Genomic DNA, 21,097 nt, shown 5'->3' on the forward strand with positions numbered 1-21,097 from the left:
CCCTTGTTGCCGGGCGCTCAGGTCTTCTCTTATTGGTGGGGGTCGAGGATCAGTTGCTCATCCTCAATGAAAAAATGCTCATCGCAGTTGTTGCCAGAACCACTGCGATCAACCACCAGGAAGTCATCCCGCTTTTCGATCGTCAGCACCGGGTGGTGCCAGACGCCGCGATGGTAATTGATGCCCTGCCTGCCATTGCTGCGGAAGGCGCGGACCAAACCTGATACAGGTGCATCGCCAACTGGCGCGACCACGATCAGAAAGGGGTTGCCGAGCAGCGGGATGAAAGCCTGGCTGCCCAGCGGATGGCGTTCCAGCATGCGAACGGTCAGCGGCATGTCCTGCGCGTCGGCGCGGAAGATGCTGATGATCGCGTTGTCCTCGGGCTCGGCGGTCTCGACCGTTGCGAGCTTGTGGAAGCGCATGGTCGAGCCGTTGTTGATCATGAAGTGGTCGCTGCCGTCGGTTTCGATCACGTCACCGAACGCGGCGAAGGCTTCTTTGGTCAGGGGCTCAATCACTAGAGTGCGCATGCGGGTATCTCTTTATCTGTGTTGTAGGGACTAGCAAGAAGCAGGCCGCGGACGCGCGGCCTTTACAGCTGCAACAGGCGGAACAGGGCGATCAGGTTGATCTGGGCCAACGCTTCCTTGAACTCCGCATCGGCGTCGTTGTGGATACGCTTTTCGAACGAGGCGAGGATCTGGTGCCGGTTGCTGCCCCTGACCGCCATGATGAACGGGAACTGGAACCTGGCCTTGTAGGCGTCGTTGAGCTCGGTGAAACGGGCGAATTCCTCGGCGGTGCACTGGTGGATACCGGCACCGGCCTGCTCGTGGGTGCTGGACTCGGTCAGCTCGCCCTGGACCGCTGCCTTGCCGGCCAGGTCCGGGTGGGCGTTGATCAGTGCCAGCTGCGCTGCATGGTCGGCGCTGAGCAGGATGTCGCTCATGCGCTGGTGCAGGGTCTCGATGTCGTCCAGCTCCCCCGGTTGGCCCAGGTCAAAGGCTTTTTCCGCGACCCACGGCGAGTGCTCGTAGATGTCGGCGAAAGCCTCGACGAACGCAGTGCGGTCCAGGGTCGAAGGCGTGAGGGTCTTGAAAGCGGTCATCTGGCGTTCTCTGCGTTGAACGGGTGGGTGGCGTGCCAGTGGCGGGCAATGTCGACGCGGCGGGCAAACCACACCTGCTCGTGGCCCTTGGCGTAGTCGACGAAGCGCTTGAGCGCGGCCAGGCGGGCGGGGCGGCCGACCAGGCGGCAGTGCAAGCCGATCGAGAGCATCTTCGGCGCCACGGCACCTTCTTCGTAGAGCACGTCGAACGCGTCCTTGAGGTACTGGTAGAACTGTTCGCCACAGTTGAAGCCCTGCACCTGGGTGAAGCGCATGTCGTTGGTGTCCAGGGTGTAGGGGATCACCAGGTGCGGCTTGCCGGTAGGGTTGTTCTTTTCCCAGTAGGGCAGGTCGTCGTCATAGGTGTCGCTGTCGTAGAGAAAGCCACCTTCTTCCATCACCAGGCGGCGGGTGTTGGGGCCGGTGCGGCCGGTGTACCAACCCAGCGGGCGCTCCCCGGTCAGTTCGGTGAGGATGCGGATGGCCTCGAGCATGTGCTCGCGTTCCTGGGCCTCGTCCATGTACTGGTAGTCGATCCAGCGATAGCCGTGGCTGCAGATCTCGTGGCCGGCCTCGACCATGGCGCGGATCGCATCCGGATGGCGGCGGGCGGCCTCGGCCACGGCGAACACGGTCAACGGCACGCCGCTGTCCTTGAACAGCTTGAGCAGGCGCCAGACGCCGGCGCGGCTGCCGTATTCGTACAGCGACTCCATGCTCATGTTGCGCACGCCCTGCAGGGGCTGAGCCGCGACCATCTCGGACAGGAAGGCTTCGGACTCCTTGTCGCCATGCAAGACGTTGCGCTCGCCGCCTTCTTCATAATTGAGCACGAAAGACAACGCGATGCGGGCATTCCCCGGCCAGCGCGGATGAGGTGGGTTGTTGCCGTAACCGATCAGGTCGCGAGGGTAGTCAGCGCTCACTGCAGTCTTCCTTCTTGTGCGTTTGTGCGGGTAGTGGCCGTCCCGAGTCTGGGTATCGCGCGCACCGGATGGAGTGATTGTATACAACTTCTGAAATCTTTTGTAAGCCTGTTTTTCCGCATTTCTTCCTTGCGGTCATGCAGAAAGATGCTGCAAGAAACCTGCCTGGATAGTCAGCTTGTGACGACGGCGTCGTTACCGCGCCTGTATTTGCGACTGATGGGCAAGTTTATGATGCGCAGCGGCAACGGTGCCAAGAGGGCGTGAAAAATTGTGTACAATTTACCGTTCAAGTGTCTTAATAACGTCATTCCCGAACGCCGCCTGCCTTGGTCGCGGCGATTCGCGTGTATTTTCTGCCCACGGATCTGACAAGAGGCGACAAGCAAATGGGACGTTTGACCACGCACGTACTGGACGCTGCCCACGGCTGCCCTGGCAGCTCGATCAAGGTCGAGCTTTATCGGGTCGAAGGCCAGCAGCTGGAATTGGTGAACACTGTCTTGACCAACAGCGACGGCCGGGTGGACGCGCCGTTGTTGCAGGGTGACGACTACCGCAGTGGGGTGTACCAGCTGCAGTTCAGCGCTGGCGATTATTACCGCGCCCGGGGCGTGGCGTTGCCGGAGCCTGCGTTTCTTGATGTGGTGGTATTGAGGTTTGGCATCGATGCGGGGCAGGAGCACTACCATGTGCCGCTGCTGATTTCGCCGTACAGCTATTCGACCTATCGCGGAAGCTAGTAGGTCGTTGGAAGAATCTTCGTAGGTCCTTGCCCGCTCACACTGCGGGCTTTTTTTTGTCTGCGGGGGTGCGGTTGGGCCTTGTGGCGCCTATGAGATCGAGCGCCGCCCGCGCGGCGCATCGCGGGGCGTGCGCTTGGGACCTTGTGGCGCGCTTGAGATCCGCGGCACCAGAGGCCCCCCCTGCGCTCAGAGAAACACGAACTTGGCGATGAAGATCACACACAGTACCCACAGACTCGCTGAGATCTCGCTCCAGCGCCCGGTCCCTGCCTTCAGCGCCACATAGCTGATAAACCCAAGCGCAATCCCGTCCGCCACAGAAAAAGTCAGCGGCATCATGATCACTGTGACGATCGCCGGAATACTGTCGGTGGCATCGTCCCACTCGATATGCGCCATGCTCCCCATCATCAGCATCGCGACGTAGATCAGCGCCCCTGCCGTGGCATACGCGGGAATCATCCCGGCCAGCGGCGCGAAGAACATCGCGGCGACGAACAGCAGGCCGACCACCACGGCGGTCAATCCCGTGCGCCCGCCCGCCGCAACGCCGGCGGCGCTTTCCACGTAGCTGGTCACGGGCGGTACGCCGACGGCGGCCCCGAATACGCTGGAGGCGCTGTCGGCCTTGAGCGCGCGCGAGAGGTTTTCGATGCGTCCGTCGGCACTGACCAGGTTGGCCCGCTGCGCGACGCCCATCAAGGTGCCGGCGGTATCGAACATGTGCACGAACAGAAATGCCAGCACTACGCTGATCATGCTGACGTTGAACACGCCCGCCACGTCCATGGCCATCCAGGTCGGGGCCAGGCTGGGCGGCAGGGAGAACACCCCGCCATATTCGACCAGGCCAAGGCCCCAGCCGGCGAGCGTGACGGCGATGATGCTGATGAGGATCGCGCCGAACACCCGGTGATAGCTGAGCACGGCGATCATCAGGAAACAGACCGCAGCCAGCAGGGGAGCGGGCTCGTGCATCGAGCCGAGCTTGATCAGGGTAGCCGGGCTGTCGACGACGATGCCCGCGGTCTTGAGGCCGATCAGTCCGAGAAACAGTCCGACGCCGGCGCCCATCGCGTGCCGCAGGCTCACGGGGATGCTGTTGAGCAGCCATTCACGCACCCGCGACAGCGTCAGGATCATGAACAGCACCCCGGACACGAAGACCGCGCCCAGCGCTGCTTCCCAGGTGTAGCCCATGGTGCCGACCACGGTGTAGGTGAAGAAGGCGTTCAGCCCCATGCCCGGCGCCAGGCCCACTGGCCAGTTGGCGTAGAGGCCCATCAGCAGGCAGCCGAGCGCTGCGGCGATGCAGGTGGCGACGAAGGCCGCCCCGTGATCGATACCGGCGTCGGCCATGATGTTGGGGTTCACGAAGATGATGTAGGCCATGGTGATGAAGGTGGTCACCCCGGCGATCAGCTCTGTCCTGACGGTGGTGCCGTGTCGCTTGAGTTTGAAGAGGCGTTCCAGCCAGCCCGTTTCGAGCGGTGGGGCGAGGTCGAGCGTGGGGGCTTCTGATTTGCGGCTTTCCACAGCGAGTACTCCTCAAGTCTTCTTGTTGTTCGGAGCCTGGTCCTGAGCGATGCACTTGGGGACTCCGCGAGGGAAGCAGATGCCTGGCCTTTTGTTGACTTTCAGGTCAGGAAGCGGCTCGCTGGATTATGCGTTTGTGTACAAAGAATGCAAATAATGTTTTATCTTTTGCGCGTACAATCGGACGCACTGTCGATATATGGGCAATCGCCACCTGCAGAAACGGTTATGCCTGTGTACAATGCGCCCATACCTTTCCTGTGCTCGAGTGCCCATGAACGAACAGCTGCAACCTCTGAAAAAGCCTGCGCGCACCGGCAAGGCCGGCCGCAGCGGCACCCAGGACGACATCGTCTATGCGCACATCTTCGAGGCGATCCTCGAGCAGCGCCTGGCGCCGGGTACCAAGTTGAGCGAGGAAGCGCTGGGCGAGATCTTTGGCGTCAGCCGCACCATCATCCGCCGCGCCCTGTCGCGCCTTGCGCACGAGAGCGTGGTCTTGCTGCGCCCCAATCGTGGCGCGGTTGTCGCGAGCCCGACGGTCGAAGAGGCTCGCCAGGTGTTCTTCTCGCGGCGCATGGTCGAACGCGCCATCACCGAGCTGGCCGTGCAGCACGCCACGGCCGAGCAGCTCAATGAGTTGCGCCAGATGGTCCGTGAAGAACGCGACAGTTTTTCACGCGGTGACCGCGGCGCGGGCATTCGCCTGTCGGGCGAATTCCACCTCAAGCTGGCCGAGGCGGCAGGCAACGCGCCATTGGTGAGTTTCCAGCGCAGCCTGGTGTCGCAGACCTCGTTGATCATCGCCCAGTATGAAAGCGGCAACCGCTCGCATTGCTCCTATGACGAGCACATGCAGTTGATCGACGCCATCGAGGCGCGTGATGCCGAGCAGGCAGTGAGCCTGATGATGCATCACATGGATCATATCGACAGCAAGCTCAACCTCGACGAAGAAAGCGCCTCGGACGACCTGCACGCGGTGTTTTCGCATCTGCTGCAGAGCAAGAAGCGGGTGTCGAGCAAGGGCTGATCGACACACCCGCTTCCATGGTTGCCTAGCGGCGGTGCACGCACTGTCCCGCCGCATAGGTTTCCCGCACGGTGCGGTCATCGCCCAGCGTGGTCAGCACGAACAATGTCTCCTCGATACTCTTCGACTGCTCGATGCGATACCCCAGCAGCGGCGTAGCCTTGTAGTCGAGCACCACGAAATCCGCGTCGTTGCCCGGCCGCAGGCTGCCGATCCGGTCGTCCAGGCGCAATGCACGTGCGCCCCCCAGCGTGGCCAGGTACAGCGACTTGAACGGATGCAAGCGCGCACCCTGCAGCTGCATGACCTTGTACGCCTCGTTGAGTGTATTGAGTAGCGAGAAGCTGGTACCCGCCCCCACGTCGGTGCCCAACCCCACATTGACCTTGAAGCGCTCGGCCTGGGGCAGGTTGAACAGCCCGCTGCCCAGGAACAGGTTGGACGTCGGGCAGAAGGCCACGGCAGAGCCCGTCTCGGCCAGGCGCTGGCATTCCTCGTCGCACAGGTGCACGCCGTGGGCGAACACCGAGCGCTCGCCGAGCAGCTCGAAGTGGTCGTACACATCCAGGTAACCCTTGCGCTCGGGGAACAGTGCCTTCACCCAATCGATCTCCTTGAGGTTCTCGGACAGGTGGGTGTGCATGTACAGGTCCGGGTACTCCTTGAGCAATTGCCCGGCGAGTGTCAGCTGCTCGGGCGTGCTGGTGGGCGCGAAGCGTGGCGTGACGGCGTAGTGCAGGCGGCCCTTGCCGTGCCAGCGCTCGATCAGCGCCTTGCTCTCGGTGTAGCTCGACTCGGCGGTGTCGGTCAGGTAGTCCGGGGCGTTGCGGTCCATCATCACCTTGCCGGCGATCATCCGCAGGTCAAGGCGCTCGGCTTCCTCGAACAGCGCGTTGACCGATTCGGGGTGCACGCTACCGAATACCAGGGCCGTGGTGGTGCCGTTGCGCAGCAATTCCTCGACGAAGATCTTAGCGACCTTGTCGGCATGCGCTTTGTCAGCGAACTGTTTTTCGCAGGGGAAGGTGTAGGTGTTCAACCAGTCGAGCAGCTGTTCGCCGTAGGAGCCGATCATGCCCGTCTGTGGGAAATGGATATGCGTGTCGATGAAGCCGGGCGTGATCAGGGCATCCTGGTAATGCACCACTTCGATGTCGGCATCCACGGTCGGCAGCAGCTCATGGGCTTCGCCCAAGGCACTGATGCGGCCGTTGTCGACCACCAGCAGGCCCTCCTCGTAATACTCGAAGGAGGCTTCGATGCCGACCTCGGCGGGGTCGGCGACACTGTGCAGCAGGGCGGCTCTGTAGGCTTTGCGGGTTGCGCTCATATGGCTCTCGTCAACTGGCGTGGCTGCGCCGCGAAGGCGGCAGCAACTGGGCAATGGGGCCGGCATTGGCGGCAGCGTCGTGCTGGCCGAAGCGGGCGTTGTAGGTGGCGATGATTTCACCGGCGATCGACACGGCGATCTCGATGGGCAGCTTGCCCTTGACCTCGGCCAGGCCCATCGGGCATCGCATCCGTTGCAGCAGCGCGTCGCTGTAGCCGCGCTCGCGCAGGCGGTGCTCGAACTTGGCGCGCTTGGTCTGCGAGCCGATCAGGCCGAACCAGGTGAAGTCGTTGCGCTTGAGGATCGCGGCGGTCAGCTCGAGGTCCAATTGATGGTTATGGGTCATGACAATGCAGTAGCTGCCTGCGGGCAGTGCTTCCACTTCGTCGACCGGCTCTTCACTGACCACCTTGCTCACCCCGGCCGGGATGAGCTCGGGGAATTCCTGCTCGCGCGAATCGATCCAGCGCACCCGGCAGGGCAGCGCGGCGAGCAAGGGTACCAGAGCGCGGCCGACATGGCCTGCGCCGAACACCGCGATCTGCGCCTGCACCGCGCCCATGGGCTCGAACAGCAGCACGGTGACGCCGCCACAGCACTGGCCAAGGCTGGCGCCCAGGCTGAAGCGCTCAAGGTGCGGCGTGTCGCGTTTGTGCTCCAGCATCTCCCGGGCGATGTGCAGCGCCTTGAATTCCAGGTGGCCGCCGCCGATGGTATCGAACAGCTGGCTGGCGCTGACCACCATCTTCGAGCCTGCATTGCGCGGGGTCGAGCCGCGCTCCTCGATGATGGTCACCAGGATGCAGGGTTCACCGCGGGCCTGGAGGTCGGCGAGGGCGTTGATCCATTGGTGCATGATGGAAATCCTCTTGCGGGGTGCGCGCGCCTGTACGGTTACGGCGTGACGGTTTCTGGGGCTTCGGCCGGCTGCTGCGCCGCCACCACCTTGCGCATCTGCTCGCACCCCCACAACACCCGCTCGGGCGTCGCCGGGGCGTCAACCTGGGGCTGCACGCGGTAGTCGGCAAGGCTCGCCACCGCATCCTTGATCGCGCACCAGGCGGCGATGCCGAGCATGAACGGCGGTTCGCCCACGGCCTTGGAATGGAACACCGTGTCCTCGGGATTCTTGCGGTTCTCCACCAGCTTCACGCGCAAGTCCAGCGGAATGTCGGCCACTGCCGGGATCTTGTAGCTCGCCGGTCCGTTGGTCATCAGCTTGCCCTTGGCGTTCCACACCAGCTCTTCGGTAGTCAGCCAGCCCATGCCCTGGATGAAACCGCCTTCGACCTGGCCGATATCGATGGCCGGGTTCAGCGAGGCACCGACGTCATGCAGGATGTCGGTGCGCAGCATCTTGTACTCGCCCGTGAGCGTGTCGACGATCACCTCGGCGCAGGCGGCGCCAAACGCGAAGTAGTAGAACGGCCGGCCGCGCGCCTGACTGCGGTCGTAGTAGATCTTCGGGGTGCGGTAGAAACCGGTGCTCGACAGCGACACCTGGGCAAAGTAGGCCTGCTGCACCAGCGCCTCGAAGCTGAGGATCTGGTCGCGCACGCGCACATGGCTGTTGCGGAACTCGACATCCTCTTCGCTAACCTTGTAGTGCCGGGCGGCAAACTCGACCAGGCGCTGCTTGAGAATCTCGGCAGCGTTCTGCGCGGCCTTGCCGTTCAGGTCCGCGCCGCTGGACGCTGCGGTCGGCGATGTGTTGGGCACCTTGTCGGTATTGGTCGCGGTGATCTGAATGCGATTGAAATCGACCTGGAACACCTCGGCCACCACCTGCGCCACCTTGGTGTTCAAGCCCTGGCCCATCTCGGTGCCGCCGTGGTTGAGGTGGATGCTGCCATCGGTGTAGATGTGGATCAGCGCGCCGGCCTGGTTGAGGAAGCTGGCGGTGAACGAGATGCCGAACTTCACCGGGGTCAGCGCCAGGCCCTTCTTCAGCACCGGGCTGTTGGCGTTGAAGCGGCGGATCGATTCCCGCCGCTCGGCATAGTCGGCGCTGGCCTCGAGCTCGGCGGTCATCTCTTCGAGCATGTTGTGCTCGACGGTCTGGTGATAGTGGGTGACGTTGCGCTCGGTCTTGCCGTAGTAGTTGGCCTTGCGCACGGCCAGCGGGTCGAGCACCAGGTGGCGGGCGATATGGTCCATCACCTGCTCGATCGCGACCATGCCCTGGGGGCCGCCGAAGCCGCGATAAGCGGTGTTGGACGCGGTGTTGGTCTTGCAGCGATGGCCGTGCACCGTGGCGTCGCCCAGGTAGTAGGCGTTGTCGGCGTGGAACATGGCGCGGTCGACGATCGAGGCCGAGAGGTCGGGCGAGCAGCCGCAGTTGCCGGCGAGATCGAAGTTGATCCCGTGCAGGCGGCCACTGTCGTCGAAGCCGACGTCGTACTCGATATAGAAGGGGTGGCGCTTGCCAGTCATGAGCATGTCCTCGACCCGCGGCAGGCGCATCTTGGCCGGCTGCCCGGTGAGGCGCGCGACCACCGCGCACAGGCAGGCAGGGCTGGCGGCCTGGGTTTCCTTGCCGCCAAACCCGCCGCCCATGCGGCGCATGTCCACCACCACCTTGTTCATCGGCACGTCGAGCACCTCGGCCACCAGCTTCTGCACCTCGGTGGGGTTCTGGGTCGAGCAGTAGACGATCATCCCGCCATCCTCGGTAGGCATCACCGAGGAGATCTGGGTTTCCAGGTAGAAGTGCTCCTGGCCGCCGATGTGCAGCGTGCCCTGCAGGCGATATGGCGCAGTGGCCAGGGCGCTGGCCGAGTCGCCGCGCTGGTGGGTGTGGCTGTCGAGCACGAAGTGTTTCTTGCGCAGGGCCTCGACGACGTCGAGTACCGGCTCCAGGTCTTCATATTCGACGATGGCCGCCATCGCGGCGTTGCGTGCGGTTGCAAGGTCGCGCGCGGCAACGGCGAGCACCGGCTGGCCGACGAACTCGACCTTGTCGATGGCCAGCAGCGGATCGCCGGGCAGCAGCGGGCCGATGTCCTTGAGGCCGGGGATGTCCTCGTGGGTGATGGCGATGCGTACACCCTCGAAGGCGTAGCAGGGCGTGGTGTCGATGCGCAGCACCCTGGCGTGGGCGCGGTCTGACATGCGTGCATAGACGTGCAGCTGGTTGGGAAACTCCAGCCGGTCGTCGATATACACCGCCTCGCCCGACACGTGCTTGTCAGCGCTGTCGTGCTTGAGGCTGCGTCCGACGCCCGTGGTCAGGTCCTGGCTGAACAGCTCGGCCATCTCGGCCTGGCTCTTGGCTACGTGATGGTTAGACATAAGCGGTCACCCGGGTCTCGATGTGCGGCGTTTGCAGTTCGATGAAGTACTTGCGCAGCAGGTTCTGCGCGGTCAGCAGTCGGTATTCCTTGCTGGCGCGGAAGTCGGACAGCGGCGTGAAGTCTTCGGCCAGGGCCTGGCAGGCCCGCTCCAGAGTCGCGTGGTTCCAGGGCTTGCCGAGCAGCGCCGCCTCGCAGGCACGGGCACGCTTGGGAATCGCCGCCATGCCGCCGAAGGCGACACGCGCGCCGCTGACCACACCGTCTTCGATGCGCAGGTTGAACGCCGCGCACACCGCGGAGATGTCATCGTCCAGGCGCTTGGAGACCTTGTAGGCGCGGAAGGTCCACTCATTGCTGGCCCGTGGCACGATGATCTTCTCGATGAACTCGCTGTCCTGGCGCGCAGTGATGCGGTAGTCGATGAAATAGTCTTCAAGGGCCAGGGTGCGCTGGCGCCCGCCCTGGCGCAGGACGACCTGCGCGTCCAGGGCAATCAGCAGCGGCGGCGAGTCACCAATCGGCGAGGCATTGCCTATGTTGCCGCCCAGGGTCCCCTGGTTACGGATCTGCAAGGAGGCGAAGCGGTGCAGCAGGTCGCCGAAGTCAGGGTAGTCGGCGCTGAGCGCGGCATGGCAGTCGGTCAGCGAAGTGGCGGCCCCGATCTCGATATGCGTAGCGGTGGTCTCGACTCGCTTGAGCTCTGCGATGTGCCCCACGTAGATCATTACCGGCAGCGCCTTGTGCATCTGCGTCACTTCCAGCGCCAGGTCGGTGCCGCCGGCCAGCAGGCGGGCCTCGGGGTGCGAGCTGTAGAGATCGGCGAGGTCGGCGACGGTCAGCGGCACAAGGCAGCGCTTGTCGCCGCTGTTGAGTTCGCCGGTGTCCTGCGGGGCGATGGCCTTGAGGCGGGCGATGGTCTGCGCCTGCTGTTCGATGAACTGGTCCTTGCAGGGCCGACGGCAGCTCTGCTCGGCGGCCGCGAGGATCGGCCGGTAGCCCGTGCAACGGCAGAGGTTGCCAGCCAGGGCTTCCTGGGCCTGGTGCAGGTCATGGCCTTCGCTGTTCTTTTGCAGCGCGAACAGCGACATCACGAAGCCTGGCGTGCAGAACCCACACTGCGAGCCATGGCAGTCCGCCATGGCCTGCTGCACGCTGTGCAAGCGGCCTTGGTGCTTGAGGCCTTCAACACTGATCAGCTGCCGGCCGTGCAGGGACGAAACGAACGTCAGGCATGAGTTGAGGCTGCGGTAACGCAGGCTCTCCTGGCCCTCGTCATCCAGGCAAAGCTCGCCCACCACCACCGTGCACGCGCCACAGTCGCCGCTGGCGCAGCCTTCCTTGGTGCCGGATTTGCCAAGGTGCTCGCGCAGGTACTGCAGCACCGTCATGTTCGGGTCCAGGGCATGCTCACTGCGCAGCTCCTGATTGACAAGAAACTGGATCACTGGGAAGGCCTCATCAAGTGTTTATTGTTGTTGGGTGGAATCTAAGCGAGCGCTGACCCCATGGTCAATAATTTTCTGACTCAAAGGTCAGGAAAGTGCCCGAGCTGGATCCTGGCCGCCCATCCACCTTTACTTCAAGCATAGATCGGGCCTGTTCTGGACGGGGGTTTTACGCCCTGCGGTCGATTAAAGCCGGTGTCGCCTCTGCGCGGCGGCCAGGCAAGTGCGCTACAATCGCGCCCCCGTGCAGAGTCCACTGATTTCGAAGGAAAACCATGACGTTCAAGGCGCCGGACAGCCTCTCCGAGCAGATCGCCCACTATCTGGCCGAACGGATCATCCGTGGCGAGCTCGTGCCCGGTGAGCGCATCCAGGAGCAGAAGGTGACCCAGGCGCTGAACGTCAGCCGTGGTTCGGTGCGCGAAGCGTTGTTGATCCTCGAGCGGCGCCATCTTGTGGCGATCCTGCCACGCCGTGGTGCACACGTGACCCGCCTGGACGAGCACAACGTGCGCAGCCTGTGCAACCTGATGGGCGAGCTGTACACCCTGCTGGGCAATGCCGTGGCCGAGCGTTGGCAAAGCGAGGGCGACCTGCAGCCTTTCCTGGCGATCCAGCAGCGCCTGCAGGAGGCGCACGACCGCCAGGACATCAAGGCCTTTGTCGCCGAGAGTTTCGCAGTCATGCGCGCGGCGTATCCGTTCGCCAACAACCCGTACCTGCAAGAAACCGTCGAGAACCTGCAGCCGGCCATGAGCCGTGCCTATTACCTGGCGCTTGACCAGCGCCAGGCCAGCATGCAGGACTACCTCGCGCTGTTTGCCCAGCTGCTGGACGCCGTGGTCAAGCGTGACCTGGCGCGCATCCGCGACGTACTGCGTGCCTATTGCCAGCGCAGCTGCGAGCTGGTGCTGGCTGCACTGGCGCCGGACTGACCATGCGCCTCAAATGCATTCGCCTGGCCGGCTTCAAGTCATTCGTCGACCCCACCACGGTCAACTTCCCCAGCAACATGGCCGCCGTGGTCGGTCCCAATGGCTGCGGCAAGTCCAACATCATCGATGCGGTGCGCTGGGTGATGGGCGAGAGCTCGGCCAAGAACCTGCGCGGCGAGTCGATGACCGACGTCATCTTCAACGGCTCGACCAGCCGCAAGCCGGTGAGCCAGGCCAGTATCGAGCTGGTCTTCGACAACAGCGACAACACCCTGGTGGGCGCATACGCGGCCTACGCCGAAATCTCGATTCGCCGCAAAGTGACCCGCGACGCGCAGAACACCTATTACCTCAACGGGACCAAGTGCCGCCGGCGCGACATCACCGACATCTTCCTCGGCACCGGGCTGGGCCCGCGCAGCTATTCGATCATCGAGCAGGGCATGATCTCCAAGCTGATCGAAGCCAAGCCCGAGGAACTGCGCAACTTCATCGAAGAAGCCGCGGGCATCTCCAAGTACAAGGAGCGCCGCCGCGAGACCGAGAGCCGCATTCGCCGTACCCAGGAGAACCTCGCTCGCCTGACTGACCTGCGCGAAGAGCTCGAGCGCCAGCTGGACCGGCTGCACCGCCAGGCCCAGGCTGCCGAGAAGTACAAGGAATTCAAGGCCCAGGAGCGCCAGCTCAAGGCACGCCTGTCGGCCCTGCGCTGGCAGTCGCTCGACGCCCAGGTGCGCCAGCGCGAGAGCGTGATCGGCGACCAGCAGGTCAGCATGGAAGCCCTGGTCGCCGAGCAGCGCAACGCCGATGCGAGCATCGAGCGCCTGCGTGACGGGCACCATGAACTGTCAGAGCGCTTCAATCAGGTGCAAGGGCGCTTCTATTCGGTGGCCGGCGACATCGCCCGCGTCGAGCAGAGCATCCAGCACGGCCAGCAACGTCTGCGCCAGTTGCAGGACGACTTCAAGGAAGCCGAGCGCACGCGCCTCGAAACCGAGTCGCACCTGGGCCACGACCGCACCTTGCTGGCCACGCTCAGTGAAGAGCTGGAAATGCTCGAGCCCGAGCAGGAGCTCACCCTGGCCGCGGCCGAAGAAGCCTCCGCCACCCTTGAAGAAGCCGAGCTGGGCATGCACGGCTGGCAGGAAACATGGGACAGCTTCAATACCCGGTCTTCGGAGCCGCGCCGCCAGGCCGAAGTCCAGCAATCGCGCCTGCAGCAACTGGAAACCGGTCTGGAGCGCCTGGCCGATCGCCAGCGCAAGCTGGGTGAAGAGCGCGACCAGCTGAGCGCCGATCCCCAGGACGCGGCCATGCTTGACCTGACAGAGCAGGTGGCCAGCAGCGAGCTTCTGCTCGAAGAACTGCAGATGGCCGAGCAACAGGTGATCGAGCGGGTTGAAAGCGTGCGCGGGCAGCTGCAGCAGGCCACTCAGTCAGAGCAGCAGGCCCAGGGTGACCTGCAGCGCCTGGGCGGGCGCCTGGCTTCGCTGGAAGCCTTGCAGCAAGCCGCGCTTGAGCCGGGCGGCGGCACCGCCGACTGGCTGCGCGGGCAAGGCCTGGAACAGCGGCCGCGGCTGGCCGAAGGACTGCGCGTCGAAGCGGGCTGGGAGCTGGCGGTGGAAACCGTGCTCGGGGCCGACCTGCAAGCGGTGCTGGTCGATGATTTCAATGAGTTTGATTTCGCGGCGCTGGAGCAAGGCGACCTGCGTCTGTTGGTGACGGCAGGCGCGGGCCCGGGCGTTCAAGACAGCTTGCTCGACAAGGTTGAGGGCAAGGCCGATCTCTCGCCTTGGCTAGGCCAGGTTCGCCCGGTCGAAAACCTCGAGCAGGCGCTGGCCCAGCGTGCCGGGCTAGGCGAAGGCCAGAGCCTGGTCAGCCGCGACGGCTACTGGGTCGGCCGGCACTTCCTGCGGATCAGCCGCGCCAGTGAATCCCAGGGCGGCGTGCTTGCCCGTGGCCAGGAAATCGAGCGCCTTGGCCTGGAGCAGCGCGAGCACGAAGCCCTGCTCGAACAACTTCAGCAGCAGGTCCAGAGCCTGCGCGACCAGCAGCGCGAGCTGGAAGAGCAGCGCGAACAACTGCGCCGCCGCAACCAGCAGGAAAGCCGCCAGCACAGCGAGCTCAAGGCCCAGCTCTCGGCCGGCCGTGCCCGTGCCGAACAGCTTGAACTGCGCCGTCGTCGCCTGAGCGAAGAGCTGGCTGAACTGCAGGAGCAGCGTGCCCTGGAGCACGAGCAGCTCGGCGAGGCCCGGCTGTTGCTGCAAGACGCCCTCGAGCTGATGGCCCAGGACACCGAGCAGCGTGAACAACTGCTGGCTCGCCGCGACACCCTGCGAGTGCACCTCGACAGCGTTCGCCAGGACGCCCGTCAGCACAAGGATCACGCTCACCAGTTGGCCGTCCGCCTGGGCTCGTTGCGCGCCCAGCACGATTCCACCCGCCAGGCGCTGGAGCGCCTGGAGCTGCAGGCCGCGCGCCTGACCGAGAAGCAAGAGCAACTCAGCCTCAACCTCGAAGAGGGCGAAGCACCACTTGAAGAGCTGCGCCTGACCCTTGAAGAAATGCTCGAACGGCGCATGAGCGTCGACGAAGAAATGCGCCAGGCCCGCCTGCACATGGACGAAGCCGACCGCGAACTGCGCGATGCCGAAAAACGCCGCACCCAGGCCGAGCAGCAGTCGCAGTTGCTGCGCGGCCAGCTGGAACAGATCCGCCTCGAAAGCCAGGGCCTGGACGTGCGCCGCACCACCTTGCAGGAGCAGTTGCTGGCCGACGGCTACGACCTTCAGGGCGTGCTTGCCACGCTAGACTCAGAAGCAAGCGAGGAAGGCACCAGCCAGGAGTTGGAGCAAGTCGAAGCTCGCATCCAGCGCCTCGGTGCGATCAATCTCGCCGCCATCGAGGAGTACCAGCAGCAATCCGAGCGCAAGCGCTACCTCGACGCGCAGAACGCCGACCTGGTCGAGGCACTGGAGACACTGGAAAGCGTCATCGGCAAGATCGACAAGGAAACCCGTAACCGCTTCAAGGATACCTTTGATCAGATAAACGCTGGTTTGCAGGCACTTTTTCCAAAAGTTTTCGGCGGTGGCAGCGCTTATCTGGAACTGACGGGCGAAGATCTACTCGATACAGGGGTGACGATCATGGCGCGACCACCGGGCAAGAAGAACAGCACCATCCATCTGCTGTCCGGTGGCGAAAAAGCACTGACCGCGCTGGCGCTGGTATTTGCCATCTTCAAGCTCAATCCGGCACCGTTCTGCATGCTCGACGAGGTCGATGCCCCGCTGGACGATGCCAACGTCGGGCGTTACGCCAGGCTGGTCAAGGAAATGAGCGAGACCGTGCAGTTCATCTACATCACGCACAACAAGATCGCCATGGAGATGGCCGACCAGCTGATGGGCGTGACGATGCACGAGCCGGGCTGTTCAAGATTGGTCGCCGTCGATGTGGAGGAGGCGATGGCCATGGTCGACGCCTGATGCGCTGGAATGAGCGCGATCAAGCGGCAAATGCCCCGTCATGTGTGACTGACGGTGTAAAGTTGACGTAGGTCGTGCTAGCTTTATGTCACCTGTATTTTCCGTGGGAAAAACGCCTGTCAGAACATAGAGTTGGCGCCACGTGTTAAAGGGGTTTAAACCCTTTATTTTTCAGCATTTTTTTACAGAGGCACGGGATTAAATGGAAATCGGTCTGCGCGAGTGGCTGATCCTCATCGGCATCATTGTCATCGCCGGTATTCTTTTCGACGGCTGGCGCCGCATGCGCGGCGGCAAGGGCAAATTGAAATTCCGCCTGGATCGCAGCTTCTCCAATCTTCCTGACGAAGAAGGCAATGCCGAAGTCCTGGGCCCGCCGCGGGTGCTGGAAGGTCAGAAAGAGCCTGAGCTGGACGAGCACGACCTGCCGTCTATGAGCGCGCCAGTGCGTGAGCGTGAGCGTGAGCGCGAAGTCAAACCGGCCAAGGCCGCCAAGCGCGCCAAGCTGCAGCCGAGCGAGATGGGCTTTTCGGCCGATTCGCGTGACGCCGACCTGTTCGCCGATGCCGATGACGATTATCCCGATGACAACCGCCACACTGGCTTCGCAGCCAATGGCCAGGTCAACAAGGAACTGCCTCCCGTTGAAGAAGTGCTGGTGATCAGCGTCATCTCCCGCGACGAAGGTGGTTTCAAGGGCCCGGCCCTGCTGCAGAACATCCTCGAAAGCGGCCTGCGCTTTGGCGAAATGGACATCTTCCACCGCCACGAAAGCATGGCCGGCAACGGCGAGGTGCTGTTCTCGATGGCCAATGCGGTCAAGCCCGGCATCTTCGACCTGGACGACATCGACCACTTCAGTACCCGCGCGGTGAGCTTCTTCCTCGGTCTGCCGGGCCCTCGTCATCCCAAGCAGGCCTTCGACGTGATGGTGGCCGCCGCCCGCAAGCTCGCCCACGAGCTCAATGGCGAGCTCAAGGATGACCAGCGCAGCGTCATGACCGCCCAGACGATCGAGCATTACCGTCAGCGCATCGTCGAATTCGAGCGCCGCGCCCTGACCCAGAAGCGGTGACACTTCACCGAATCGGATTCACCTGAGAGCAGCCCCGGCTGCTCTTTTGCATTGCAAGAGAAGAAAACCCCATGACCGCCGAATCCCGCATCCGCGAACTGCGCACTGAAATCGACCAGCACAACCACCGCTACTACGTGCTGAACGAACCCAGCGTGCCGGACGCCGAGTACGACCGCCTGTTCAACGAACTCAAGGCGCTCGAAGCTGAGCACCCAGAGCTGGTCACCGCCGATTCCCCCACCCAGCGGGTTGGCGGTACCGCCTTGGCAGCCTTCAGCCAGATTCGCCATGAAGTCCCCATGCTCAGCCTGGGCAACGCCTTCGAGGAAGCCGACCTGCGCGAGTTCGACCGCCGCGTCGTCGACGGCCTGGACATCCCCAGCACCAGCACTGTCGGCGTCGACTACAGCTGCGAGCCCAAGCTCGACGGCCTGGCCGTCAGCCTGCTGTACCGTGACGGCCAGCTGGTGCAAGGCGCTACCCGCGGCGACGGCACTACTGGGGAAGACATCAGCACCAACGTGCGTACGGTGCGCAACATCCCCTTGAAGCTCCAGGGCAGTGGCTGGCCCGCCGTGCTTGAAGTGCGCGGCGAAGTGTTCATGAGCAAGGCCGGCTTCGACCGCCTCAACGCCGCCCAGGCCGCCGTGGGCGGCAAGACCTTCGCCAACCCGCGCAACGCCGCCGCCGGCAGCCTGCGCCAGCTGGACTCGAAGATCACCGCCAGCCGCCCGCTGGAATTCTGCTGCTACGGCCTGGGGCAGGTGTCCGCACCCTTGGCCGACACCCACATCCACACCCTCGAGCAGCTCAGGGAGTGGGGTCTGCCGGTCAGCCGAGAGCTGCGTCATGCCGAAGGCGTCGAGCAGTGCCTGGAGTACTACCGCGACATTGGCGCCCGGCGTAACGAGCTGCCCTATGAAATCGACGGCGTGGTGTTCAAGGTCAACAGCCTGGCCTCCCAGCGGGAGCTCGGCTTCCGCTCCCGCGAGCCCCGCTGGGCCATCGCCCACAAGTTCCCGGCCATGGAAGAGCTCACCGAAGTGCTCGACGTCGAGTTCCAGGTCGGCCGCACCGGCGCCGTGACCCCCGTGGCCCGCCTCAAGCCGATCAAGGTCGCCGGTGTCACCGTCTCCAACGCCACCCTGCACAACATGGACGAAGTCGCCCGCCTGGGCCTGATGATCGGCGACACCGTCATCATCCGCCGCGCTGGCGACGTCATTCCGCAAGTCATGCAAGTGGTCGAAGAGCGCCGCCCCGACACGGCCCGCCCGGTGCCGGTCCCCAGCGAGTGTCCTGTCTGCGGTTCCCAGGTCGAGCGCACCCAACTGATCAAGCGCAGCAAGGGCAAGGAAACCCTGAGCGAGGGCGCCGTGTACCGCTGCGTCGGCCGCCTGGCGTGCGCCGCACAGCTCAAGCAAGCGATCATCCACTACGTCTCCCGGCGAGCCATGGACATCGACGGCCTTGGCGAGAAAAGCGTCGAGCAACTGGTCGACCAAGGCCTGATCCGCTCCCCCGCGGACTTGTACCGCCTGACCTTCGAGCAAGTCGTCGGGCTTGAAGGCTTCGCCGAAGTGTCCAGCAACAAGCTGCTCGCCGGCATCGAGGCCAGCAAGCGGCCGGCGCTGGCGCGCTTCATCTACGCCCTCGGCATCCCCGATGTCGGCGAAGAGACCGCCAAGGTCCTCGCCCGGTCGCTGGGGACTCTGAAACGGGTCCAGGCTGCCTTGCCGCAAGTCCTGACCTATCTGCCCGATATCGGCCTGGAAGTTGCCCATGAGATTCACAACTTCTTCGAAGACGAGCACAACCAGAGCGTCATCCAGCAACTGCTCGACTGCGGGATGCAGCTGCAAGACGAAGGCGAGCTCGCCGCCGAATTCGCCGCCAGCACCACCCTGGCGGGCCTGATCGCCAAGCTCGACATCAGCTCCGTCGGCCCGACCGGGGCTGAAAAGCTGGTTGCCAAGCTCGGTACCCTGGAGCAGATCATCCAGGCCGACGGCATCGACCTGCGGCAAGCGCTCAACACCCGCCAGGCGGGCGCCGTGCGTGAGTTCTTCCGTGTCGAGGCCAACCAGCAGCTTGCCCGCGCGATCGAAGCGCAGTTGCAAGAGTTCGGCATGCACTGGGCCTGCGAGAAAAAGACCGCCGAAGGTTTGCCGTTGGCGGGCCAGACCTGGGTACTGACCGGCTCGCTCGAGCGCATGAGCCGCGACATCGCCAAGGACAAGCTCGAAGGGTTGGGCGCCAAGGTGGCAGGCTCCGTTTCCGGCAAGACCCACTGCGTCGTCGCCGGTCCCGGCGCCGGGTCCAAGCTTGCCAAGGCCAGTGAACTGGGGGTGAAGGTGCTGGACGAAGACGCCTTCATTGCCTTCCTGGACGGGCAGGGCATCACCGTCTGACCGGCCTGGAAGACAAGTCATTGAGAAATGATGATTTTTTCTCCGGACAGAGGTTGTAACTTCGTTCAGGACCGGTACAATGGCGCGGTTCGTCACATGACGAGCCGCGTAGTGGTGGCCCCATCGGTCCCCCCGCAACGATTACCCGTCAACCTGGTCAGATCCGGAAGGAAGCAGCCACAGCGGGAACATTGTGTGCCGGGGTGTGGCTGGTGGGGCTGCCTCCATTACGCAAGTCCTTGAATTCTCGGGGGCTTTCCTCTTAAGAATCTAGAAGTGCGACTGCGTCAGGTATACCTGAACGGTTAACTGTGCTTGTGATCATACTTTTTCATCCCGAGCGCCGCGATCGTAACCACCTTGTCTCTGCGTGCCACGCTTTGGTTTTTGGGCCGCGGCTAGTCCGTGATCACATCAAAACCCGAATGCTTGAATTGCCTGATGACTTTCTGCCTAAGTGATACAGACAGGATGTAGTCCCGCCCCTGTCCAGGGTTGCCTAAGTGGTGGCGGGTCATGAATGACGCATGGTAGGGATTCAACGTTCGGGAAGCCCATTTCAGGCGTACTGTGTTCTTGCCACGCTTGATACCGGAGAACCCCACATAATTCTCTTCCTTGCCGCCCAATATCTTGACCATCATTGCGTGCCCAGTGATGTCGAATGGCTCGCCTCCGACGTGTCGGCCGACCTCGTGCAAGCCTTCCAACGGCACGGGGATAGTTTTGGCCTTGTCGCCTGAGCCAATTTGATAAGTCATGCCCTTGGGCATGGCCTTTTCGACGTCCGAACCCACATGGCCCAGCTGGTTCGAGATGGCGATGTCGATACGTCTGCTACTGACCGACATCACACCGGCAAAATGCCGACCCTTCTCCATCTTCCCGATATTCCCGAATGCGGCCTCGCTCAGTCCGCCCAAGCCGCCACTTCCACCTCCCTGTACACCCATCGGATCTCGAGACTTCATCAGCCCCCCGCTGCGCAATGCAGATTTCAAAAACTCCCAGGTTTGTCCCGTAGGATCTGTACGATTGACCGGATCGCCTGAGCAGTAGGCATAGGCATTACATCCCCCATCTCCAAATGGACTCAACGCATCAGGGCTAACAAAACGCCTCAGTGCAGGGCTGTAAGTGCGGGTACCATTACCCAATAGATACACATTGAAGGTATCCAGCAGCGCAGCGTTATACCTCAACAGGGGTGCATCACCGTTGAGGGGCAAGCCATGACCGTAAGCGTCGTAAACCAGCGACATGGATGGAGCAGAGTCGAACGTAATCACAGACCCTGCCATATCAGTCTCCAGAGCTACTCCGCTGTGCCCTGTGAGCTGTCGGTCTATCTCGGCCAATGGAATGTTGCCAAACCACACCAGTCGATGCGGTCTTTCAGCCTTGAACACGGTCACTAACTGACCCTGTAGATAAAACATGCTCATCTTGTTTTTCATTGGTCTCTGCACCCTGCCAGCCGCTAGGTTCGTATGGAGACCAAACTCCCCCATCCGGACCGAATTCAAAACTGGCAATCTTGCCAGGCCAGACCGGGCAGAGCGTTCATCATCAATGGCTCGTAGTTGCTCACCAAGCAATCAGGAATGGCCCGGTTCATGAATTTCACTGTGCGCTCAAGTTGTGCTTGTGTCAGGTCAGATCGTTTTTTCAGTACATTCCGCGTCCACTCATCGTGGATCTGCTCGGAGCAGCGAGCGCGTTCGCTTGCGGTGAAGATTTGCCCGGTCTAGTCTCGGCTCGT

The 21,097-nt window shown here is 63.1% G+C and carries 15 protein-coding genes and 1 other RNA gene; 7 read left to right on the forward strand and 9 right to left on the reverse strand.

The genetic code is table 11. The features are described 5' to 3' along the window. Nucleotides 1–29 precede the first annotated feature (29 nt). The 3 genes from AC0ZZU_RS20055 to puuE all read right to left on the reverse strand — a co-directional run bounded on the left by AC0ZZU_RS20055 (nt 30) and on the right by puuE (nt 2,037). On the reverse strand, nt 30–533 hold the full coding sequence (locus tag AC0ZZU_RS20055) for an ureidoglycolate lyase (RefSeq protein WP_158461639.1): 504 nt from the start codon (nt 531–533) through the stop codon (nt 30–32). 62 nt (nt 534–595) lie between these two features. Further along, on the reverse strand, nt 596–1,111 hold the full coding sequence (gene uraD / locus AC0ZZU_RS20060) for a 2-oxo-4-hydroxy-4-carboxy-5-ureidoimidazoline decarboxylase (RefSeq protein WP_476343000.1): 516 nt from the start codon (nt 1,109–1,111) through the stop codon (nt 596–598). Then, nucleotides 1,108–2,037, reverse strand: coding sequence for an allantoinase PuuE (gene puuE / locus AC0ZZU_RS20065; protein WP_476343002.1), 930 nt, complete (start codon nt 2,035–2,037; stop codon nt 1,108–1,110). The genes uraD and puuE overlap by 4 nt, the downstream gene beginning before the upstream one ends. Before the next feature lie 389 nt (nt 2,038–2,426). Between puuE and uraH the strand changes: the two genes are divergently transcribed. Next, nucleotides 2,427–2,780: a hydroxyisourate hydrolase gene (uraH, locus tag AC0ZZU_RS20070; protein WP_158461636.1), complete on the forward strand. Its 354-nt coding sequence runs from the start codon at nt 2,427–2,429 to the stop codon at nt 2,778–2,780. Between the two features lie 189 nt (nt 2,781–2,969). Here uraH and AC0ZZU_RS20075 read toward each other — a convergent pair whose 3' ends face one another. Further along, entirely contained in the window at nt 2,970–4,319 is a 1,350-nt protein-coding gene (locus tag AC0ZZU_RS20075; RefSeq protein WP_158461635.1) for an NCS2 family permease, read from the reverse strand. 274 nt (nt 4,320–4,593) lie between these two features. On the opposite strand from AC0ZZU_RS20075, the gene AC0ZZU_RS20080 reads away from it, so the two are divergent. Beyond that, a complete protein-coding gene (locus AC0ZZU_RS20080) occupies nt 4,594–5,352 on the forward strand; it encodes a GntR family transcriptional regulator (protein ID WP_476343004.1) in 759 nt (252 codons plus the stop codon). A 25-nt stretch (nt 5,353–5,377) separates the two neighbouring features. Here AC0ZZU_RS20080 and guaD read toward each other — a convergent pair whose 3' ends face one another. From guaD to xdhA, 4 genes are read right to left on the reverse strand one after another with little or no spacing between them, the layout of a single operon-like run. Next, nucleotides 5,378–6,682, reverse strand: coding sequence for a guanine deaminase (guaD, locus tag AC0ZZU_RS20085; RefSeq protein WP_476343006.1), 1,305 nt, complete (start codon nt 6,680–6,682; stop codon nt 5,378–5,380). Between the two features lie 10 nt (nt 6,683–6,692). Then, entirely contained in the window at nt 6,693–7,538 is an 846-nt protein-coding gene (xdhC, locus tag AC0ZZU_RS20090) for a xanthine dehydrogenase accessory protein XdhC (protein WP_476343008.1), read from the reverse strand. Between the two features lie 38 nt (nt 7,539–7,576). Continuing rightward, nucleotides 7,577–9,973 carry a xanthine dehydrogenase molybdopterin binding subunit gene (xdhB, locus tag AC0ZZU_RS20095; protein ID WP_476343009.1) on the reverse strand — a complete coding sequence of 799 codons (2,397 nt, stop codon included), beginning with the start codon at nt 9,971–9,973 and terminating at the stop codon, nt 7,577–7,579. Then, complete coding sequence (gene xdhA / locus AC0ZZU_RS20100; RefSeq protein WP_476343011.1) at nt 9,966–11,420, reverse strand: xanthine dehydrogenase small subunit; 1,455 nt, start codon at nt 11,418–11,420, stop codon at nt 9,966–9,968. Before xdhA ends, xdhB begins: the two co-directional genes overlap by 8 nt. A gap of 275 nt (nt 11,421–11,695) precedes the next feature. On the opposite strand from xdhA, the gene AC0ZZU_RS20105 reads away from it, so the two are divergent. The 5 genes from AC0ZZU_RS20105 to ffs all read left to right on the forward strand — a co-directional run bounded on the left by AC0ZZU_RS20105 (nt 11,696) and on the right by ffs (nt 19,553). Beyond that, nucleotides 11,696–12,355, forward strand: coding sequence for a GntR family transcriptional regulator (locus AC0ZZU_RS20105; protein WP_476343012.1), 660 nt, complete (start codon nt 11,696–11,698; stop codon nt 12,353–12,355). A 2-nt stretch (nt 12,356–12,357) separates the two neighbouring features. Beyond that, nucleotides 12,358–15,846: a chromosome segregation protein SMC gene (smc, locus tag AC0ZZU_RS20110; RefSeq protein WP_476343014.1), complete on the forward strand. Its 3,489-nt coding sequence runs from the start codon at nt 12,358–12,360 to the stop codon at nt 15,844–15,846. Between the two features lie 202 nt (nt 15,847–16,048). Beyond that, the gene (gene zipA, locus AC0ZZU_RS20115; protein WP_476343015.1) at nt 16,049–16,921 is read left to right on the forward strand and encodes a cell division protein ZipA; all 873 of its coding nucleotides are present in this window, start codon (nt 16,049–16,051) and stop codon (nt 16,919–16,921) included. Nucleotides 16,922–16,992: 71 nt separating this feature from the next. Then, entirely contained in the window at nt 16,993–19,335 is a 2,343-nt protein-coding gene (gene ligA / locus AC0ZZU_RS20120) for an NAD-dependent DNA ligase LigA (protein WP_476343017.1), read from the forward strand. Nucleotides 19,336–19,456: 121 nt separating this feature from the next. Continuing rightward, nucleotides 19,457–19,553, forward strand: an RNA gene (gene ffs / locus AC0ZZU_RS20125) — signal recognition particle sRNA small type. Nucleotides 19,554–19,733: 180 nt separating this feature from the next. Here ffs and AC0ZZU_RS20130 read toward each other — a convergent pair. Then, on the reverse strand, nt 19,734–20,792 hold the full coding sequence (locus AC0ZZU_RS20130; protein ID WP_476343019.1) for an RHS repeat-associated core domain-containing protein: 1,059 nt from the start codon (nt 20,790–20,792) through the stop codon (nt 19,734–19,736). Nucleotides 20,793–21,097: the final 305 nt, after the last annotated feature.

The organism is Pseudomonas sp. JE3303, assembly GCF_056312565.1.